Consider the following 17,231-nt stretch of genomic DNA (forward strand, 5'->3'; position numbering starts at 1 on the left):
CCGCGCATGGCGATAGGTCCTCACTCAGGGTGTCCGCGCCCTGGTTCGAAGAGCACGGCGGCGAGAGTTCCTGGCTCCCGGGGATTCCTGTCCCCGGTCACAGTGGCGGGACCGCGCCGGATTCGCACCGGGCTTCCTCTCCTGCCGCCGTAGATGGCCCCGGAAGTCCACCACGGCCCGCGAACACCCGTCAACCTGGCGTTGACCTGCGACGGGGGAGTGTGCGAAGGCCCACACCCGGGTGGTGTGCGCCGGCACGCGAAGAGGCGGGGGCGGAACGGTTCGAGTCCGTCCCGCGCCCCGCCTCTGCGCGTACCTGTGCGTGCGCCCGTGAGACGGGCGTCGCTCAGGCGACGATCAGATAGATCCCGTACGCCACCGCCGCCGTGCAGGCCGCGAAGCACGCGTACGCGCCGGTGACCGCGAGGGCCGCGGAGCCGCCCTGAGCGGCGGCCCGCTCCTGGCGGGAGAGGCCGACGATGCCGAGGGTGAACAGGCCCACCAGGGCCACCGTGACCACGAGGCTGACGCCGAAGACGGAGCCGAGGGCTGCCCAGTCGATGCTCATGGAGGTTCGCTTCCTTCGTACCCGGCAGGCGGGTTCAGACGGTGGTGGCGGCCGACGGGGCCTTGGGGTCGGGGGTGGTGGCCGGGGCCGGGAGGGTGGCCGCCAGTTCCTCGGTCGCGCCCGTCGGGGGCGGCGACACGGCGGCCATCGCCGTGGTGACCACACCGGCGGGCTCGGGCTGCCCGGGCGCCTCGGTGTCCACCGGGTCGCCGTCGACGACGTTGGTGTGGTCGACGACCTCGCGGCGAGAGATCCGCCAGATCGCGAAGCTGGACGCGATCAGGAACACCGCGACGAGGGCCGTGCCCCAGTCGCCGGCGCGGCAGACCCACTCGGCGAGCGCGGCGACCAGGGCCGCGGCAGGCAGCGTCAGGCCCCAGGCGATGAACATCCGGGTGGCCGTGGACCAGCGGACCACGCCGCCCTTGCGGCCGAGGCCCGCGCCCATCACCGCACCGGAGACCGAGTGCGTGGTGGACAGCGAGAAGCCGAGGTGGGAGGAGGCCAGGATGACCGTGGCGGCGCTGGTCTGGGCGGCGAAGCCCTGCTGCGGCTGGAGGTCGGTCAGGCCCTTGCCCATGGTGCGGATGATGCGCCAGCCGCCCAGGTAGGTGCCGAGCGCGATGGCCAGGCCCGCGCTCAGGATGACCCACACGGGCGGGTCGGAGTCGGGGGCGAGCGAGCCGCCGGCGATCAGGGCGAGGGTGATGATGCCCATGGTCTTCTGGGCGTCGTTGGTGCCGTGGGCCAGCGAGACCAGACCGGCGGAGGCGATCTGGCCGGCGCGGTAGCCCTTCTTGGCGGCCTTGCCGTCGGCCTTGCGGCCCAGCGAGTACGTCATCCGGGAGGCGAGCATCGCCGCGAGGCCTGCCACGATCGGGGCGGCGATCGCGGGCAGGAGCACCTTGGTGACGAGCACGTCGCCGTTGACCGCGCCGATGCCGGCCGAGGCGACGGCGGCACCGATCAGGCCGCCCATCAGGGCGTGCGAGGAGCTGGACGGGAGCCCGACCAGCCAGGTCAGGAGGTTCCAGAGGATCGCGCCGACCAGGGCGGCGAAGATGACCTCGGGACGGATGCCGGTCTCGTCGACGAGACCCTTGGAGATCGTGTTGGCGACCTCCACGGAGAGGAAGGCGCCTACAAGGTTGAGGACGGCGGACATCGCCACCGCCACCTTGGGCTTGAGCGCACCGGTCGAAATGGTCGTCGCCATCGCGTTCGCGGTGTCGTGGAAACCGTTCGTGAAATCAAACGCGAGTGCGGTTACCACCACAATCGCGAGGATCAGCGAGAAGCTTTCCATTTACCCAGGCAATCGTTCGAGGTCGTTGGCGCGACGAACGTAGGTAACCAGGGTGAACGGAAGATGAACTGGGCAGGGCGTCACGGTGACCGGAAGCGGGGCCGCGATCTCCCTCTGCGTGCCCGCTCCGGTGCTCTCCGGAGACGTCCCTGGCAGGATCACCGCGAGGCCGTTCGGCGACGGGACGCGAGGGCGCGCGGGCGCCCCGGAGGAGTGGGTGACTGTGACGCAATCGCGGGCCGAGAGCGGGGAGAAGGCCGGAAGGACGGTGGGAAGGACCGCCGGGGAAGCGGCCTGGGAGGAACTCGTCGCGACGGCCCGGCGGACGGTGGCGGACGGGCTGGTGGTCGGCACCTCCGGCAACGTCTCGGTGCGCGTCGGCGACACGGTCCTGGTCACCCCGTCGGGCGTCCCCTACGACCGGCTGACCCCGGACGACGCGACCGGCGTCGACCTGGACGGACGACAGGTGCTCGGCACGCTCGTCCCCACCAGTGAACTGCCCATGCACCTGGCGGTCTACCGTGCCGACCCCGGCGCCCGGGCCGTCGTCCACACCCACGCCGTGCACGCGACGGCGGTCTCGCTGCTCGTCCCCGAACTCCCGCCGGTGCACTACATGACCGCCGCCCTCGGCGGCCCCGTCCGGGTCGCCCCCTACGCGGCCTACGGCACCGACGAACTCGCCCGCGGCATGCTCGACGCCCTCGCCGACCGCACCGGCTGCCTGCTCCGCAACCACGGCACGATCACCTACGGCACCACCCTCGACCAGGCCTACGACCGCACCGCCCAGCTCGAGTGGATGTGCCGCCTGTGGCTGACCGCGTCCTCGGTGCCGGGCCACTCGCCGTCCCTGCTGACGCCGGCCCAGCTCGCCGAGGTGACGGAACGCCTGCGCGGGTACGGGCAGCGAAGCTGACGCGCGATGCGTGCCGGGCGGCTGCGGGGGTACCGGCTACGGGACACGAAGACCCTCGTCACCCACTGTCACGCGTCCACTGGCCGCCCGAGGACTCCACCAGGAGACTGGCCCCATGCGCACTGTCACCGCAACGGCAGCCGCCGTCACCGCAGCTCTGGCGACCGGAGCGGCGAGCGTCGCCGTCGGCCGGCTCGCCAGCGACGCCGCGCTCAAGGCGCCCCCCGGACGGCCCCTGCCCACAGAGCCCCGGCTCACCGTGCACGGCACCGCCGCCGGACAGATCACCCTCACCCGGGACCTGGCCGCCCTGCGCCCCGGCCGGTACGGGCTCGCCGGTGACGGCTCCCACGCCGTCCTCGGCCCGGTCCTGGACACCGCCGAGCACGGCGCCGACACCGTCGTACGCCGCCTCGAACGCGTCACGCACGGCACCCTCGAGACCGGCGACCGGGCGTGGTTCACCCCCAACCTGTACGTCGGGAACCCGGGCACGGCCCTCGACCTCGAGTACGCCGACGTCGAGGTCCCGGGGGAACTCGGGCCGCTCCCGGCCTGGTTCCTGCCCGGGGCGCGGCCGACCTGGATCGTCGCCGTGCACGGCCTGGCCGCCACCCGCGAACACGCGCTGAACCTGATCGCCCCGCTGCACCGCCGCAACGTCCCGGTGCTCGCCCTCGCCTACCGCGGCGACGTCGGCGCACCGCCCTCGCCCGACGGCCTGCACCACTTCGGCGAGACCGAGTGGCGCGACGTGGACGCGGCCGTCCGCTACGCCCTCGACCACGGCGCCCGCCAGGTCGTCCTGCTCGGCTGGTCCACCGGCGCCACCATGGCCCTGCGCACCGCCGCGCTCTCCGGCGTGCGCGAGCGCATCGCGGGGCTCGTCCTGGACTCACCGGTGCTCAGCTGGGAGACCACCCTGCGCGCCCTGGCCGCCGCCCGCCGCACCCCCGGCGCGCTCCTGCCGCTCGCCGTCCGCGCCGCACAGGGCCGCGCCGGGCTGCACGCCGACCGGGACACCGGCACGGCCGGTCTGCACCGCCCCGCCGTCCCCACCCTGATCTTCCACGGCCCCGGCGACGAAGTGGCCCCCTGGCGCCTGAGCCGCCGCCTCGCCGACACCCACCCCCGCCTGGTCGCCCTCCACACCGTCCGGGACGCCCCGCACGGCGCCATGTGGAACGCCGACCCCGCGGACTACGAGGAGACCCTCCGCCGCTTCATGACCCCACTGGTGTGATCCGCTCCCGCACCCCCACGACCTCCTCCCGCGCCCCCTTCGACCGACCCGTGACACCTGCCCGCGGGTGCGACGATCAGGTTCCGTTCAGCGCCGTACCACTGGCCTGATCCGATGCCCGGACGGTGCGCCGGGCGCCCGCGTCCCCCGTTCCGGGAGGCCGCCGGGGCATTCCGTTTGGGTTTTCGGACCGTCAACCGGAAGACTGCACCCGTGACGTCCCGTATCCCGCGCGACTCCAGGCTTCGACTCGTCCGCCCGCGACCCCTGGCCGCCGCCCCCCAAGCGATGAATCAGCGGCGTCCGCGCCGCCCCGCGCCGCGCCCCCCGGAAGGCACACCGGCCCGCTCGGAGCTGGCCGGAATGGCGCGCTCCGGCCTTGCCGACGCGGCCCGCGTCGCCCGCTGGGCCGACTCCGCACTCGGCCCCGGCCGCGGCAGTGCGACCGCCGACGGCAAGGCCACCCTGTCCGACGCCACCGCCGACCACGCGGCCCGTGAGCTGGGCCTGCCCGTGGCCAAGGTCCGCGCCGACTGGGACACCGCCCGCCTCGCCGGACTGGTCGAGGTGCACGGCGGCACCGCCCGCCCCGGCTGGCGGCTGCGCGCCTGGAACCGCGACGACAGCGCCGTGCTGCGCGGCTGGGTCGCCCTCTTCGACGCCTGGTCGCTCGCCCACCCGGAGCCCGCCGGACAGGAGCCCGGCGCGGTGGCCGAGGTCGTCTCCGCGATGCCCCAGGTGCTCTCCTTCCTCCAGCTGTCCGCCGGACCCGTCCCGGTGGCGCAGCTCCTGGACCTGCTGGAGCAGCGCGTCACCGAACTGCGCACCGAACGCTGCGAGGTGCCCTACGGCCCCCGGCTCGAACCCGGCACCCCGGGCGCCGAACCGGACCCGGCCCCGGCCACCGACACCGCGCTCGCCCCCCTCCTCGACTGGGCCCTGCACGCCCTCGCCGCCGTCGGCGCCCTCACCTGCGGCGACGGACAGGCCACGCTCACGCCGCTCGGCAGCTGGGCGGTCTGGGTCAAGCTGGAGCAGATCTGCGTCGCCGCGCAGAGCCCCGCCGGCAACATCGAGCAGTCGGCCGAGGGCATGCTCCGCGGCTGCGCGCAGCTCCGCCCCAACGCCGCCCGCGCCGAGTACCGCGCCTGGCTCGCCGCCCGCCCCGTCGGCAGCGCCGTCGCCGAACTGCTCGGCGCCGCCCGCGGCGAGGACGCCCTGCTGCGCGGCCTCGCCTTCGAGGCGCTGCGCGTGGTCGGCGCACCCGCCGAGCCCGACGTCCGCGGCGTCCTCGACGAGCCGACGCTCAGGCCGTACGCCCTGCTGTGGCTGGCCGAGCACGACGGCGCCGACCCCGAGGACGCCCACGAGGTCCTCACCCGCCCCGAGGCCACCTGGCTGTGGGTCGACACCGCGGCGGCCGTCGCCGACCACGGGGAGGCCCCGCTGCTGGTGCGGCATCTGGAGTCGGCGGTGCAGGCCACCGTCCCGGCCCTGCTCGACGAGGTCCGCGCGGTCGGCCATCCCCGCACCGTGCAGGTCCTGGTGGCGCTGGCCGCCGCGCACCCGGACCCCGCCCTGGCCAAGGCCGTACGCCGGGCGGCCTTCCAGGTCCACACCGGGGGCAGCTGACCCGCCGACCCCGACGGGCGAACCGCCGGAGGCTACCCGTGTACCTCCGGCGCGTACGTCCCGAAGCTCCAGACGTTGCCCTCCAGGTCACGGGCCATGTAGTCCCGCGAGCCGTAGTCCTGGTCGGTCGGGGGCATCAGGATCTCCGCGCCGTGCTCCACCGCCCGCCGGTGATGGGCGTCGACGTCCGCCACCACCACGTACACCCCCGCGGGGCTCCCGCCCTTCATCGCCTCGTCGAAGCGGCCGCCCCTGCCCTTCGAACCGAGCATGACCGCGCCGTTGCCCTGGGCCAGTTCGGCGTGGGCCACCGAGCCGTCCTCGCCCTCGTACACCGCGAGTTCGGTGAAGCCGAAGGCCTCGGTGAGCTGTCGGATCGCCGCCCTGGCGTCCGCGTACTGGAGCGTCGGGTAAATGCTCGGGCTGCCGCCCGTGTTGCCTGCCATGCCGATCACTTCCCTGTGTGCCGGTGCTCCGTCCTGACTGACCGAGCCCGTGGCCCGAAGGGTGCTTTGGACTCGTTCGCCCAGTCTTGCACCGCCCACTGACAACGCCCGGCCGGCGCCCGGCGGGGAAAAGCGGTTGCACCGCCCCGTTAGACTGGCCCTCATGGCCATTCTCCTCGTGCATTAGAGCGGCGGGAACCTCCACAGCCGCCCATCCCCGCCAACCACCCGCCCAGGAGTCTGACCGTGATCTCCGCCTCCGGCATCGAGCTGCGCGCCGGTGCCCGTGTCCTCATCGAGAGCGCCACCTTCCGCGTCGCCAAGGGCGACCGCATCGGCCTGGTCGGCCGCAACGGCGCCGGCAAGACCACCCTGACCAAGGTCCTGGCCGGCGAGGGCCAGCCCGCCGCCGGTGCCGTCACCCGCTCCGGCGAGGTCGGCTACCTGCCGCAGGACCCGCGCACCGGCGACCTCGACGTGCTCGCCCGCGACCGCATCCTGTCCGCCCGCGGCCTGGACACCCTGATCCGCAAGATGCGTGACAACGAACAGCGCATCGCGGGCGGCCAGGGCGCCACCCGTGAGAAGGCGCTCAGGCAGTACGAGCGTCAGGAGACCGAGTTCCTGACCAAGGGCGGATACGCCGCCGAGGCCGAGGCCGCCACCATCGCCGCCGCGCTCAACCTGCCCGACCGGGTGCTCGGCCAGCCCCTGCACACGCTCTCCGGCGGTCAGCGCCGCCGTATCGAGCTGGCCAGGATCCTGTTCTCGGACGCCGACACCCTGCTGCTCGACGAGCCGACCAACCACCTCGACGCCGACTCGATCATCTGGCTGCGGGACTACCTGAAGACCTACCGCGGCGGCTTCATCGTGATCTCCCACGACGTCGACCTGGTCGAGACGGTCGTCAACAAGGTGTTCTACCTGGACGCCAACCGCTCCCGGATCGACGTCTACAACATGGGCTGGAAGCTCTACCAGCAGCAGCGCGAGGCCGACGAGAAGCGCCGCAAGCGCGAGCGTCAGAACGCCGAGAAGAAGGCGTCCGCGCTGCACTCGCAGGCCGACAAGATGCGCGCCAAGGCCACCAAGACCGTCGCCGCGCAGAACATGGCCCGCCGGGCCGACAAGCTGCTGGCCGGTCTGGAGGCCGAGCGGAAGTCCGACAAGGTCGCCAAGCTCCGCTTCCCCGAGCCCGCGCCCTGCGGCAAGACCCCGCTGACCGCCGAGGGGCTCTCCAAGTCGTACGGCTCCCTGGAGATCTTCACGGACGTCGACCTGGCCATCGACAAGGGCTCCCGGGTCGTCATCCTCGGCCTCAACGGCGCCGGCAAGACCACGCTGCTGCGCCTGCTCGGCGGCGTGGAGAAGCCCGACACCGGCGAGGTGATCGAGGGCCACGGACTGAAGCTGGGCTACTACGCGCAGGAGCACGAGACCCTCGACCCCGAGCGCACCGTCCTGGAGAACATGCGCTCGGCCAACCCCGACCTCGACCTCGTGGACGTCCGCAAGACGCTGGGCTCGTTCCTGTTCTCCGGCGACGACGTCGACAAGCCCGCCGGTGTCCTCTCCGGCGGCGAGAAGACCCGCCTCGCCCTGGCCACCCTCGTGGTGTCCTCGGCCAACGTGCTGCTCCTCGACGAGCCCACCAACAACCTCGACCCGGCCAGCCGCGAGGAGATCCTCGGCGCGCTGCGCACCTACAAGGGCGCCGTCGTCCTCGTCACCCACGACGAGGGCGCCGTCGAGGCGCTCCAGCCGGAACGGATCATTCTGCTTCCGGACGGCGTCGAGGACCTGTGGGGCGCCGACTACGCGGACCTCGTCGCCCTTGCTTGATCGAATGGATGATCCACCGGTTATGGATCATTCGGCCGATCCGTGATCCACCATCTGTGTGAGATCTCCTCATCAAGAGGTGTGTCCTACATCGAATTCGCGGCCGGGGCCCCCATTGCCGGGGCCTCGGCCGCGGCGCCTTTCTGACCTGGAATTTCGCGGAGAAACCCGTTCGGCCGAACCCGCCCGATTCTCTGGAATCACGGATTCCGTATGTGGGGACTCGCTCCTGTCGTCACAACCTTGTCTCATCGACCTTGCCGAATGGGTGGCCAGGAGGGCCTGGAGGGGTGATCATGAGGAGACCAGAGCGCACTTCCCATGAGGAGGCACGGGTGGCCGAGACTCTGAAGAAGGGCAGCCGGGTTACCGGCGCCGCGCGCGACAAGCTCGCGGCAGACCTGAAGAAGAAGTACGACGCCGGTGCGAGCATCCGGGCGTTGGCCGAGGAAACCGGCCGCTCGTATGGCTTTGTGCACCGCATGCTCAGCGAGTCGGGCGTCACGCTCCGAGGGCGTGGCGGGGCTACCCGGGGCAAGAAGGCCACTTCGGCCTGACGTCCCGGGCGGCCCCCGGCTCCGAAAGTGACGGTGGCCACCCGGTCGGTCGTCCGACCGTCCGGGTGGTTACTGTGCAGTCACTTAGCCCTGCCGTCGCACGGCGCACCGTCCGGCGCGCGGCGGGGACGACGACCGCACCTTTCGGAGGCGCCCCATGGCTTCGCCCGCCCACGACCCCGGTCCCGCACTCGACCAGGACGGCGTGCGGCTCACCGTCGACGACGCGATCGCCACGGTGACGCTGACCAACCCGGCCAAGCGCAACGCACAGAGCCCCGCTCTGTGGCGGGCGCTCGCCGAGGCCGGCCGGCTGCTGCCGGGCTCCGTCCGCGCCGTGGTGCTGCGGGCCGAGGGCAAGTCCTTCTCGGCCGGGCTCGACCGGCAGGCGTTCACGCCCGAGGGCTTCGACGGCGAACCGTCGTTCATCGACCTCGCGCGGGGCGGCGACGCCGAGCTGGACGCGACCATCGCCGAGTACCAGGAGGCGTTCACCTGGTGGCGGCGCAGCGACCTCGTGTCGGTCGCCGCCGTGCAGGGGCACGCCATCGGGGCGGGCTTCCAGCTGGCCCTCGCCTGTGACCTGCGGGTCGTCGCGGACGACGTGCAGTTCGCCATGCGCGAGACCAGCCTGGGCCTGGTGCCGGACCTGACGGGCACGCATCCCCTGGTGTCCCTGGTCGGGTACGCCCGTGCGCTGGAGATCTGCGCCACCGGGCGCTTCGTCGCGGCCGAGGAGGCCGTGAGCACCGGCCTGGCCAACCTCGCCGTGCCCGCGGACCAGCTCGACCCCGCCGTGCACGACCTGGTGTCCGCGATCCTGGCCGCACCGCGCGACGCGGTCGTCGAGACCAAGGCGCTGCTCCAGGGCGCCCTGACGCGGGACTACGAGACCCAGCGCACCGCCGAACGGGCCGCCCAGGGACGCCGGCTGCGCGACCTGGCGGGGCTCGGGGAGTAGCGGCGCCGACAGCCTCTCAGCCGACGTCCGTCACCACCACCGCCACCGACGGCCGGTCCGGCAGTGCCTCGGACACCACCGCGCGGACCCGCCGGGCGACCTCGACGGCCCGGTGGTCCGCGTGCACCGCCAGCTCCACCCGGACATGGCGGCGCGGCAGGACGCCCTCCTGCGGCGGCGGCTCGCTCAGGTGCACCGGACGGCCCAGTACGCCCGTCAGCCGCGCCACGCCCGGCACCGTCAGCGCGGCCCGGGCGACGCGCCCCTCGTCGCCACTGCCTCGGCCTTCGTCGTCCCTCTCACCGTCCGCCTCGTCGGGCCCGTCGGAGGGTCCCGGCCCGGGCCCGCCGCCCGCCTCCCGGGTCTGAGTCCCGTCGAGCAGGCCGGTCACCCGCAGGTCCACGTCCGGCACCGCGAGGCCGATCCGCGCTGCCGCCGCCTCCGTCAGCGCGGCCCTCAGGCGCGCGGCCGTCGCCGGCAGGGGCTCCGCGGACGCCGTCGGCCCCACCACCGCAGCGAAGTCGGCCGTCACCCGCAGCGGACCGGGCGGCAGCGCGCCGGGCGGGGACGGCACGGCGGGTTCCCGTACGTCGTCCGGGTCGGCCGAGCCGATCCGCAGGTCACCCGGACGCACCCCCGTCACCCCCCGGGCCGCCGCCAGCAGCACGTCCCGGGCCGCCCGCTCGGCGATCCACGCACCGTCCCGCGGGCCGCCCAGCGGCAGCAGCCTGCCGAGACCCAGCTGCTCCCGCACCGCCCGCGTCCACCGGTCCGCCGTCGTCATTCCTCCAGCCTGCCGCATCCGTGGCGCGAGCCACCGCAACCCCGCCTAACGTGGGCACAGGACTACGACCGAAAGGGACGTACGGCGATGAGCGACATGGAGAGCCACCGGAGCGGGCAGGACACGATCGAGACCCCCGGTACGGCCAAGGGCCAGACGATGCGGCGCGGCGGCGGAGACCCCGGCACCCGGGGACGGACCACCATCGCCGACGGCGTCGTGGAGAAGATCACCGGAATGGCGGCACGCGACGTCGCCGGTGTGCACGCGATGGGCAGCGGAATGTCGCGCACCTTCGGCGCCGTGCGCGACCGGGTGCCGGGCGGGACCAAGTCCGGGGTGACGCGCGGGGTGAAGGCAGAGGTCGGCGAGAAGCAGACCGCCCTCGACCTGGAGATCGTCGTCGAGTACGGCGTGTCGATCGCCGACGTGGCCCGGGACGTGCGGGAGAACGTGGTGGCGGCGGTGGAGCGGATGACCGGACTGGAGGTCGTCGAGGTCAACATCGCGGTGAGCGACGTGAAGCTGCCCGACGAGGAGGACGAGGAACCGGAGCCCCGGATCAGGTGACACGGACGCTGACTGAACGCTGACTGAACGCTGACTGATCGGTGAGTGAATCGGTGAGTGAATCGGTGAATGAGGGGAGCGCACCATGAGCATGGCCGTGGTCGGCATGATCGCCGGCATGGCACTGGGCTTCGCCGGATACTTCGGCGGGTTCGGTGCCTTCCTGCTGGTGGCGGCCCTGGGGGCCGTCGGGTTCGTCGTCGGCCGCTTCCTGGAGGGGGACATGGACCTCGGTGACTTCTTCCGTACCCGCGACGACCGGCGGCGGTGACCGGCGTGAGCGATGGGGCCGGTGAGCTCCTCGAACCCCTGGCCCGCGTGGCACCGGGCGAGCGCGGCGCCACGCGGATCGCCGACCGGGTCGTCGCCAAGGTCGCCGCCCGGGCGGCGCGCGAGGCGCTCGGCCCGCTCCACCCGGACGCCGCACGGCCGTACGCCACCGTCGACGTCCACCACGACACCGCACACGTCCGGGTCCACCTCGAACTCGACTACCCGTGCGACATCGGCGCCCGCTGCGGCCAGGTGCGTCACCAAGTCGTCCAGCGGGTACGTGCGTTGGTGGGCATGGCGGTGCCGGAGGTCGCCGTCCAGGTGGAGCGGCTGCACCTGTCGGCGCAGTACGGCGCGAGGCACGGGAGGACGCGATGAGCGAGCCGTACGGCTCCGGGACGGGAGAGGGCAGCACCCAGCGCCTGCCCGTCGTGGAACGCGGCACCCAGCCGGGTGCGGCACCGTCGTTGGACAAGGACGAGCCCGGCCCCCCGGACGCGTCCGGGAGCGGACGGGCCGGCCGCTTCTGGTCCGTGCGCCGCGTCCCCGCCGGCCTCGTCGCGCTGCTGCTCCTGCTGCTGGCCGGGGCCTTCCTCTACGACGTCGCCGCCGTGCGCGCCGGCCGGTCCGCGCTCGGCTGGCGCCGCGACCTGGCCCGGCAGCTCGCCGAACGGCCCGTCGACGACACCTGGGTGCTGGTCGGCGCGGGCATCGCCGCGGCCCTCGGGCTCTGGCTGCTTCTGCTGGCCCTCACCCCCGGACTGCGCCGGGTGCTGCCGATGCGGCGCACGCACCCGGACGTACGCGCCGGACTGCACCGGGACGCCGCCGCCACGGTGCTGCGCGACCGTGCCATGGAGGTCTCCGGGGTGCAGTCGGCGCGGGTGCGGATGCGCCGCCGCCGGGCCCGGGTCCGGGCGCTGTCGCACTTCCGGGAACTGGACGACGTACGGGCGGACCTGGACGGTGTGCTCGACGACGCGGTGCGCGGCCTCGGTCTGGCCCGGCCGCCCGCCGTGTCGCTGCGGGTGGCGCGCCCCGGACGGAAGGGGTGAACGCGGTGCTCAGAACCGTGAACCGGGTACTGACCGCACTGGCCGGCCTGGTCCTGCTCGCCCTCGGCGGCGCGGTGCTGGCCGTGGGATTCGACGCCCCCGCGCCCTCCTGGTGGGTCCACCAGGGGCCGCACGACGTGCTGCTGAGCAACGCCGAACGGACCCGGTGGCGGGAGGCCGGCTGGTGGTGGCCGGTCGTCATCGCCGCGCTCGCCGTCCTGCTGCTGCTCGCCCTGTGGTGGCTGGTCGCGGTGGTACGCCGCCGCAGGCTCACCGAGGTCCTCGTCGACACCGGGGACGGCGAGGGCGCCACGCTGCGCGGCAGGGCACTGGAGGACGTCCTCGCCGGTGAGGCGGACCGCGTGGACGGGGTCGAACGGGCGGGCGTCCGGCTCACCGGCCGCCGCGACGCCCCGGCGACCCGCGTCCGGCTGCTTCTGGCCCCCCACGTGGACCCCGGCACGGCCCTGCACGAGCTCACCACCCGGGCCCTGGCCCACGCCCGCGACTCGGCGAACCTCACCTCCCTCCCGGCGGAGGTGCAGCTCCGTGGCGTCAAGCACGGGGCCGAACGGGTCAACTGAGGGCTGGGGGAGCGCGGGTGGATCAGGTTCTGCTCCGTGGCCGTGCCATGTCCGGGACCGCCACGCCGGCAGGACCACGGCCTGCGGCCGGAGTATCAGGAACGGACCCGGTCCGCGGGCGCGGTCCAGCCGGTGGAGCGGATCCACTCGGCCAGGTCCCGGGTGGTCGGCTCGATCGCCCGCACCGCCGCGAGGTCCGACGGGGATGCGGACGCCTCGGCGAACTGGCGGAACATCGCCTTGTCGAGGTCGTTGCCGAGGACGCTCAGTGGCAGGGCCTCGTAGCGTGACGGCAGCCCGGCGCGCGCACCGAACGCGGCGGCGATCTGGGTGCCCGTCGGCTCGTCGCCGACGACCTCGACGGCCCCGCCGGGCACGTCCGCGATGTCGAGCAGGATCGCGGCGGCGACCTGGCCGATGTCCTTGATCGAGATCATCTTCAGGACGACGTCGTCCGGCAGCGGCAGCCTCACCACGATCGTTCCGTCCTCCAGGCTCGGCGCCATCACGGTCGCGAAGTTCTCCATGAAGGCGGCCGGGCGAACCATCGTGGCCCTCAGGCCGGAAAGCTTCAGGTATTCCTCGATCCGGTGCTTGGAGTCGTGGTGCGGCACGCCCGTTTCGCGGTCCGCTCCGAAGGCCGAGTTGAACACGACGTGTGGCACGCGCGCCGCGGCCGCCGCGTCGACGAGGGCGGTGCCCACTCGGACCTCCTCCTCGACCTCCTCGAGGCTGTTCGCCTCCGGGGTCATGAAGTAGAACGCGTCGACCGCCTCCAGCGCGGCGACCGTTGTCGCCGGGTCGTCGATCCGGACGGCCGCCAGCTCGACGCCCCGGGCGGCCAGCGCCTGCGCTCGACCGGACTCGGGGGTGCGGACGAGGGCCCGCACCCGCGCTCCTTGGGCCAGGAGCGCGTCGACGACCGCCCCGCCCTGCTGTCCCGTCGCACCGAAGACCGCGATGGCACCGTGTTCCCGCGTGACCATGTCGTCACCTCTCGCTAGGGCATGGCATGAACCCTGACTAGTTCACGCCGTGAACGATATTAGTTCATGGCGTGAACTGATGCAAGGCATGCGGGTGCCCAGGAGGGGTGGCGCGGTATGTCAGGACGAGGTGGACGCCGATACGCCCGAAGCGTGCACGATGGCGGTGGCCAGGCGTTCGAGGTCGCGCTGGTCGTCGGCGTCGAGGTTCTCCGCGATGTCGGGCAGGCGCTTGGTGGTCTCGGCGAACACCGCTTCGGCGAGCACCTTCCCCGCGGGCGTCACGCTGAGCATGATGACCCGCCGGTCCTGCTCCGAACTCGCCCGGCTGACCAGGTCGCGCCGCTCGGTGCGATCGACGAGCTGGCTCAGCGCGTTCTTGGTCATGCCGAGCGAGGCGGCGAGGTACGCCATCCGCCGCGGCTCGTCCTTGATCGCGCACAGCAACGTGGCCTGCAAGGAAGTCAGGTCGTACTCGGCGCAGATCTGCGCGTACTTCCGCTGGATCAGAACCGAGAGCCAGAAGAGCTTGTCGCCGTAGTCCACGCCCGCCGCCCCTCGTCCGGTGCCGAACACCCAGTCTACCGACGCCGACCGGCTCGCCCGAACGTCCAGCTGCCGGTGAAATCCCCGCCTGGCCTGGCCCGGAGCGCCGCGACCCGTCCGCGACGTCCTCGGCGCCCGGCGAAGCCGGCCGCGACAGGTGCGAGGGGACGGCCGGTGCGGACACGCTCGATGAGCAGCCGCCTGCCGTGAACAGCCGGCCGGGGATTGCGGTGGGACACGAAGACCTCCGGTGCGGTGCAGCCCTGGACAGCTCCACCACACCGGAGGTCTTCGCCCATGATCAAGCCCCGCCGGTGTCAACGACGCTCGTGATCACCAATGCTCGTGATCACCAATGCTCGTGATCAATACACCTAGAACCCGTGCCGCACGCCGCCGTCCACCGGCAGCATCACGCCGGTGATGTACGACGCCGCGGGGGAGAGCAGGAACGCCGACGCGCGGCCGAACTCCTCGGGGGCGCCGTAGCGGCGCAGCGGGATGCGGGACTCGGCGGCCGCCCTGGTCGCCGCCGGGTCCGCGGACAGCCCGTCCAGCTCGCGCACCCGGTCGGTGTCGACGCGGCCCGGCAGCAGGCCGACGACGCGGATGCCGCGCGGGCCCAGCTCGTCGGCGAGGGACTTGGCGAAGCCGGCGAGCCCGGGGCGCAGCCCGTTGGAGATGGTCAGGCCCGGGATCGGCTCGTGCACCGAGCCCGACAGCACGAACCCGATCACCCCGCCCTCCGCCAGCTCGGCCGCCGCCGCCCGGGCCAGCCGCACCGCGCCGAGGAACACCGACTCGAACGCCGACTGCCACTGCTCGTCCGTGGTGTCGGCGACGAACCCGGGCGGCGGCCCGCCCACGCTGATCAGCACTCCGTCGAAACGCCCGAAGCGCTCACGGGCGGTGGCGATCAGCCGCGCCGCGGCCTCCGGGTCGGCGTTGTCCGCGGCCACGCCGACCGCGTCCGGTCCCAGCGCCGTGGCCGCCTGAGCGACGCTCTCCTCGTCCCGCCCCGTGACGACCACCTTCGCCCCGTCGGCGACCAGCTCGCGCGCGGCGGCGTTGCCCAGGCCCCGGGTGGCACCCGTGACGACGTACACCCGGTCCTTCAGTCCAAGATCCATGGCCCCTATCCTGCCCCCTCGTCCCCGAACAGGGCGAGGGCCGTGTTCACCAGGCCGACGTGACTGAAGGCCTGTGGGAAGTTGCCGAGCTGGTGGCCGGAGACCGGGTCGTACTCCTCGGCCAGCAGGCCCACGTCGTTGGCGAGCCCCACCAGCCGCTCGAACAGCTTCCGGGCCTCCTTCGTCCGGCCGGTCGCGTGCAGCGCGTCCGCGTACCAGAACGAGCACACCAGGAACGTCCCCTCGCCGCCCGGCAGGCCGTCGACGGGAGCGCCCTCGGTGCTGTAGCGCCGCACCAGGCCGTCCCGGGTCAGCTCCGCGCCGATCGCGTCGACCGTGCCGACCACCCGCGGGTCGTCCGGCGGCAGGAAGCCCACCCGCGGGATGAGCAGCACCGAGGCGTCCAGCTCCTGCGAGCCGTAGTACTGGGTGAAGGTGTTGCGCACCGGGTCGTAGCCCTTCTCGCACACCTCGCGATGCACCTCGTCGCGCAGCGCCCGCCAGCCGTCGAGGTCACCGCCGCCCAGCTCGGGACGGTGCTCCAGCGTGCGCACCGCCCGGTCCAGGGCCACCCATGTCATCACCTTCGAGTGCACGAACTGCCGGCGTCCGCCCCGCACCTCCCAGAGCCCCTCGTCCGGTTCCCGCCACGCCGTGGCCAGGAACTCCATCAGGGCGCACTGCAACTCCCACATCTGCGGCCGGGGGCGCATCCCCGCCAGCCGGGCCAGCGACAGGGAGTCCATGACCTCGCCGTACACGTCCAGCTGGAGCTGGTTCACCGCGTCGTTGCCGATCCGTACCGGCGCGGACCCGGCGAAGCCGGACAGCCACGGCAGCTCGGACTCGGGCAGCCGCCGCTCGCCCGCGACGCCGTACATGATCTGCAGGTCCGCCGGGTTGCCCGCGACCGCGCGCAGCAGCCAGTCGCGCCAGGCCTCGGCCTCCTCCAGGTACCCGGCCGACAGCAGGGCGCCCAGGGTGAGCGTGGAGTCGCGCAGCCAGCAGAAGCGGTAGTCCCAGTTGCGCACGCCGCCCGGCTCCTCCGGCAGCGACGTGGTGGGGGCCGCCACGATGCCGCCGGTGGGCTTGTACGTGAGTGCCTTCAGCGTGATCAGGGAGCGGACCACGGCGTCCCGGTGCGGGCCGTCGTAGCGGCAGCGCGCCGCCCACTCGCGCCAGTCCTCGACGCTGTGCTCCAGCGACATGTACGGGTCGATCAGCGGCGGCCGGGGCTCGTGCGAGGGGTGCCAGGTCAGCACGAACGCGACCTTCTCGCCCGCGGAGACGGTGAACTCCGCGTGCGTCCCGAAGTCCTGGCCCCAGCTGTGCACCTCGGGCTCGCTGCGCAGCCACGCCGAGTCCGGCCCGGCGACGGCCACCCGGTGCCCGTCGGCCCTGCGCACCCACGGGACGATCGAGCCGTGGTCGAAGCGCAGCCGGAGCGCGCTGTGCACGGTGACCTCGCCGCTCAGGCCCTCCACGATGCGCACGAGGTCGGGGGCCCGGTCGCGCTGGGGCATCAGGTCGGTGACGCGGACCGCACCGTCCTCGGTCTCCCACTCGGTGTCCAGGACGAGGGTGTCCCGCCGGTAGGCACGCCGTGTGCAGCGCTCCGCGCCCTTGGGCGCGATGCGCCAGTGGCCGTTGTCCTCGTCGCCGAGCAGCCTGGCGAAGCAGGCGGCCGAGTCGAAGCGGGGCAGGCAGAGCCAGTCCACGGAGCCGTCCGTGGAGACCAGGGCCGCGGTCTGCTGGTCGCCGATGAGCGCGTAGTCCTCGATGTGGGGGTGCACGGGTTGACCTCTTCCCGGCCTCGGCCGGAG

General features: G+C 73.3%; 19 protein-coding genes and 1 riboswitch. Of the genes, 11 read left to right on the forward strand and 8 right to left on the reverse strand.

All coding sequences use genetic code 11. The annotated features are described in order from the left end of the window. Positions 1-64: 64 nt before the first annotated feature. A riboswitch (cobalamin riboswitch) is annotated at positions 65-140 on the reverse strand. 206 nt (positions 141-346) lie between these two features. Both ACFYZ3_RS04345 and pitH read right to left on the reverse strand, forming a co-directional pair. After that, positions 347-568 (reverse strand): hypothetical protein, encoded by a 222-nt coding sequence (locus ACFYZ3_RS04345; RefSeq protein ID WP_031047613.1) that lies wholly within the window; start codon positions 566-568, stop codon positions 347-349. A 34-nt stretch (positions 569-602) separates the two neighbouring features. Beyond that, positions 603-1,874: a low-affinity phosphate transporter PitH gene (gene pitH / locus ACFYZ3_RS04350; protein ID WP_388513886.1), complete on the reverse strand. Its 1,272-nt coding sequence runs from the start codon at positions 1,872-1,874 to the stop codon at positions 603-605. 223 nt (positions 1,875-2,097) lie between these two features. Here pitH and ACFYZ3_RS04355 point away from each other — a divergent pair, with 223 nt between their 5' ends. From ACFYZ3_RS04355 to ACFYZ3_RS04365, 3 genes are all read left to right on the forward strand, one after another. Next, entirely contained in the window at positions 2,098-2,796 is a 699-nt protein-coding gene (locus ACFYZ3_RS04355) for a class II aldolase/adducin family protein (RefSeq protein WP_388513888.1), read from the forward strand. Between the two features lie 115 nt (positions 2,797-2,911). Continuing rightward, positions 2,912-4,039: an alpha/beta hydrolase family protein gene (locus ACFYZ3_RS04360; protein WP_388513890.1), complete on the forward strand. Its 1,128-nt coding sequence runs from the start codon at positions 2,912-2,914 to the stop codon at positions 4,037-4,039. A gap of 213 nt (positions 4,040-4,252) precedes the next feature. Beyond that, positions 4,253-5,671 (forward strand): hypothetical protein, encoded by a 1,419-nt coding sequence (locus ACFYZ3_RS04365; protein ID WP_388513891.1) that lies wholly within the window; start codon positions 4,253-4,255, stop codon positions 5,669-5,671. Positions 5,672-5,703: 32 nt separating this feature from the next. Here ACFYZ3_RS04365 and ACFYZ3_RS04370 read toward each other — a convergent pair whose 3' ends face one another. After that, positions 5,704-6,117 (reverse strand): VOC family protein, encoded by a 414-nt coding sequence (locus tag ACFYZ3_RS04370; RefSeq protein WP_388513892.1) that lies wholly within the window; start codon positions 6,115-6,117, stop codon positions 5,704-5,706. 246 nt (positions 6,118-6,363) lie between these two features. Between ACFYZ3_RS04370 and ACFYZ3_RS04375 the strand changes: the two genes are divergently transcribed. The 3 genes from ACFYZ3_RS04375 (at position 6,364) to ACFYZ3_RS04385 (ending at position 9,480) form a co-directional block, all read left to right on the forward strand. Beyond that, the gene (locus ACFYZ3_RS04375) at positions 6,364-7,962 is read left to right on the forward strand and encodes an ABC-F family ATP-binding cassette domain-containing protein (RefSeq protein WP_388513893.1); all 1,599 of its coding nucleotides are present in this window, start codon (positions 6,364-6,366) and stop codon (positions 7,960-7,962) included. Between the two features lie 335 nt (positions 7,963-8,297). Next, complete coding sequence (locus ACFYZ3_RS04380; protein WP_003976983.1) at positions 8,298-8,519, forward strand: helix-turn-helix domain-containing protein; 222 nt, start codon at positions 8,298-8,300, stop codon at positions 8,517-8,519. A gap of 157 nt (positions 8,520-8,676) precedes the next feature. After that, the gene (locus ACFYZ3_RS04385; RefSeq protein WP_361007865.1) at positions 8,677-9,480 is read left to right on the forward strand and encodes an enoyl-CoA hydratase/isomerase family protein; all 804 of its coding nucleotides are present in this window, start codon (positions 8,677-8,679) and stop codon (positions 9,478-9,480) included. A gap of 16 nt (positions 9,481-9,496) precedes the next feature. Here ACFYZ3_RS04385 and ACFYZ3_RS04390 read toward each other — a convergent pair whose 3' ends face one another. After that, positions 9,497-10,264, reverse strand: coding sequence for a nucleopolyhedrovirus P10 family protein (locus tag ACFYZ3_RS04390; RefSeq protein ID WP_388513896.1), 768 nt, complete (start codon positions 10,262-10,264; stop codon positions 9,497-9,499). Between the two features lie 87 nt (positions 10,265-10,351). Here ACFYZ3_RS04390 and ACFYZ3_RS04395 point away from each other — a divergent pair, with 87 nt between their 5' ends. The 5 genes from ACFYZ3_RS04395 (at position 10,352) to amaP (ending at position 12,746) form a co-directional block, all read left to right on the forward strand. Further along, entirely contained in the window at positions 10,352-10,834 is a 483-nt protein-coding gene (locus ACFYZ3_RS04395) for an Asp23/Gls24 family envelope stress response protein (RefSeq protein WP_388513898.1), read from the forward strand. 85 nt (positions 10,835-10,919) lie between these two features. Further along, positions 10,920-11,105, forward strand: coding sequence for a hypothetical protein (locus ACFYZ3_RS04400; RefSeq protein ID WP_104635968.1), 186 nt, complete (start codon positions 10,920-10,922; stop codon positions 11,103-11,105). Further along, a complete protein-coding gene (locus ACFYZ3_RS04405) occupies positions 11,102-11,485 on the forward strand; it encodes a hypothetical protein (protein ID WP_356861526.1) in 384 nt (127 codons plus the stop codon). The genes ACFYZ3_RS04400 and ACFYZ3_RS04405 overlap by 4 nt, the downstream gene beginning before the upstream one ends. Next, the gene (locus ACFYZ3_RS04410; protein WP_388513900.1) at positions 11,482-12,162 is read left to right on the forward strand and encodes a DUF6286 domain-containing protein; all 681 of its coding nucleotides are present in this window, start codon (positions 11,482-11,484) and stop codon (positions 12,160-12,162) included. The genes ACFYZ3_RS04405 and ACFYZ3_RS04410 overlap by 4 nt, the downstream gene beginning before the upstream one ends. Next, entirely contained in the window at positions 12,159-12,746 is a 588-nt protein-coding gene (amaP, locus tag ACFYZ3_RS04415) for an alkaline shock response membrane anchor protein AmaP (protein WP_388513901.1), read from the forward strand. Before ACFYZ3_RS04410 ends, amaP begins: the two co-directional genes overlap by 4 nt. A gap of 95 nt (positions 12,747-12,841) precedes the next feature. Here amaP and ACFYZ3_RS04420 read toward each other — a convergent pair whose 3' ends face one another. From ACFYZ3_RS04420 to ACFYZ3_RS04435, 4 genes are all read right to left on the reverse strand, one after another. After that, positions 12,842-13,732, reverse strand: a complete 891-nt coding sequence (locus ACFYZ3_RS04420) for an NmrA/HSCARG family protein (RefSeq protein ID WP_388513902.1) — start codon at positions 13,730-13,732, stop codon at positions 12,842-12,844. 120 nt (positions 13,733-13,852) lie between these two features. Beyond that, positions 13,853-14,278 (reverse strand): MarR family winged helix-turn-helix transcriptional regulator, encoded by a 426-nt coding sequence (locus ACFYZ3_RS04425; protein WP_388513904.1) that lies wholly within the window; start codon positions 14,276-14,278, stop codon positions 13,853-13,855. A 374-nt stretch (positions 14,279-14,652) separates the two neighbouring features. Beyond that, the gene (locus ACFYZ3_RS04430) at positions 14,653-15,408 is read right to left on the reverse strand and encodes an SDR family oxidoreductase (RefSeq protein WP_388513906.1); all 756 of its coding nucleotides are present in this window, start codon (positions 15,406-15,408) and stop codon (positions 14,653-14,655) included. 5 nt (positions 15,409-15,413) lie between these two features. Further along, complete coding sequence (locus ACFYZ3_RS04435; RefSeq protein WP_388513908.1) at positions 15,414-17,201, reverse strand: glycoside hydrolase family 15 protein; 1,788 nt, start codon at positions 17,199-17,201, stop codon at positions 15,414-15,416. Positions 17,202-17,231 lie beyond the last annotated feature (30 nt).

The sequence above is a fragment of the Streptomyces sp. NPDC001599 genome (assembly GCF_042893535.1).
In the GTDB taxonomy this organism is placed as follows: Bacteria; Actinomycetota; Actinomycetes; order Streptomycetales; family Streptomycetaceae; genus Streptomyces.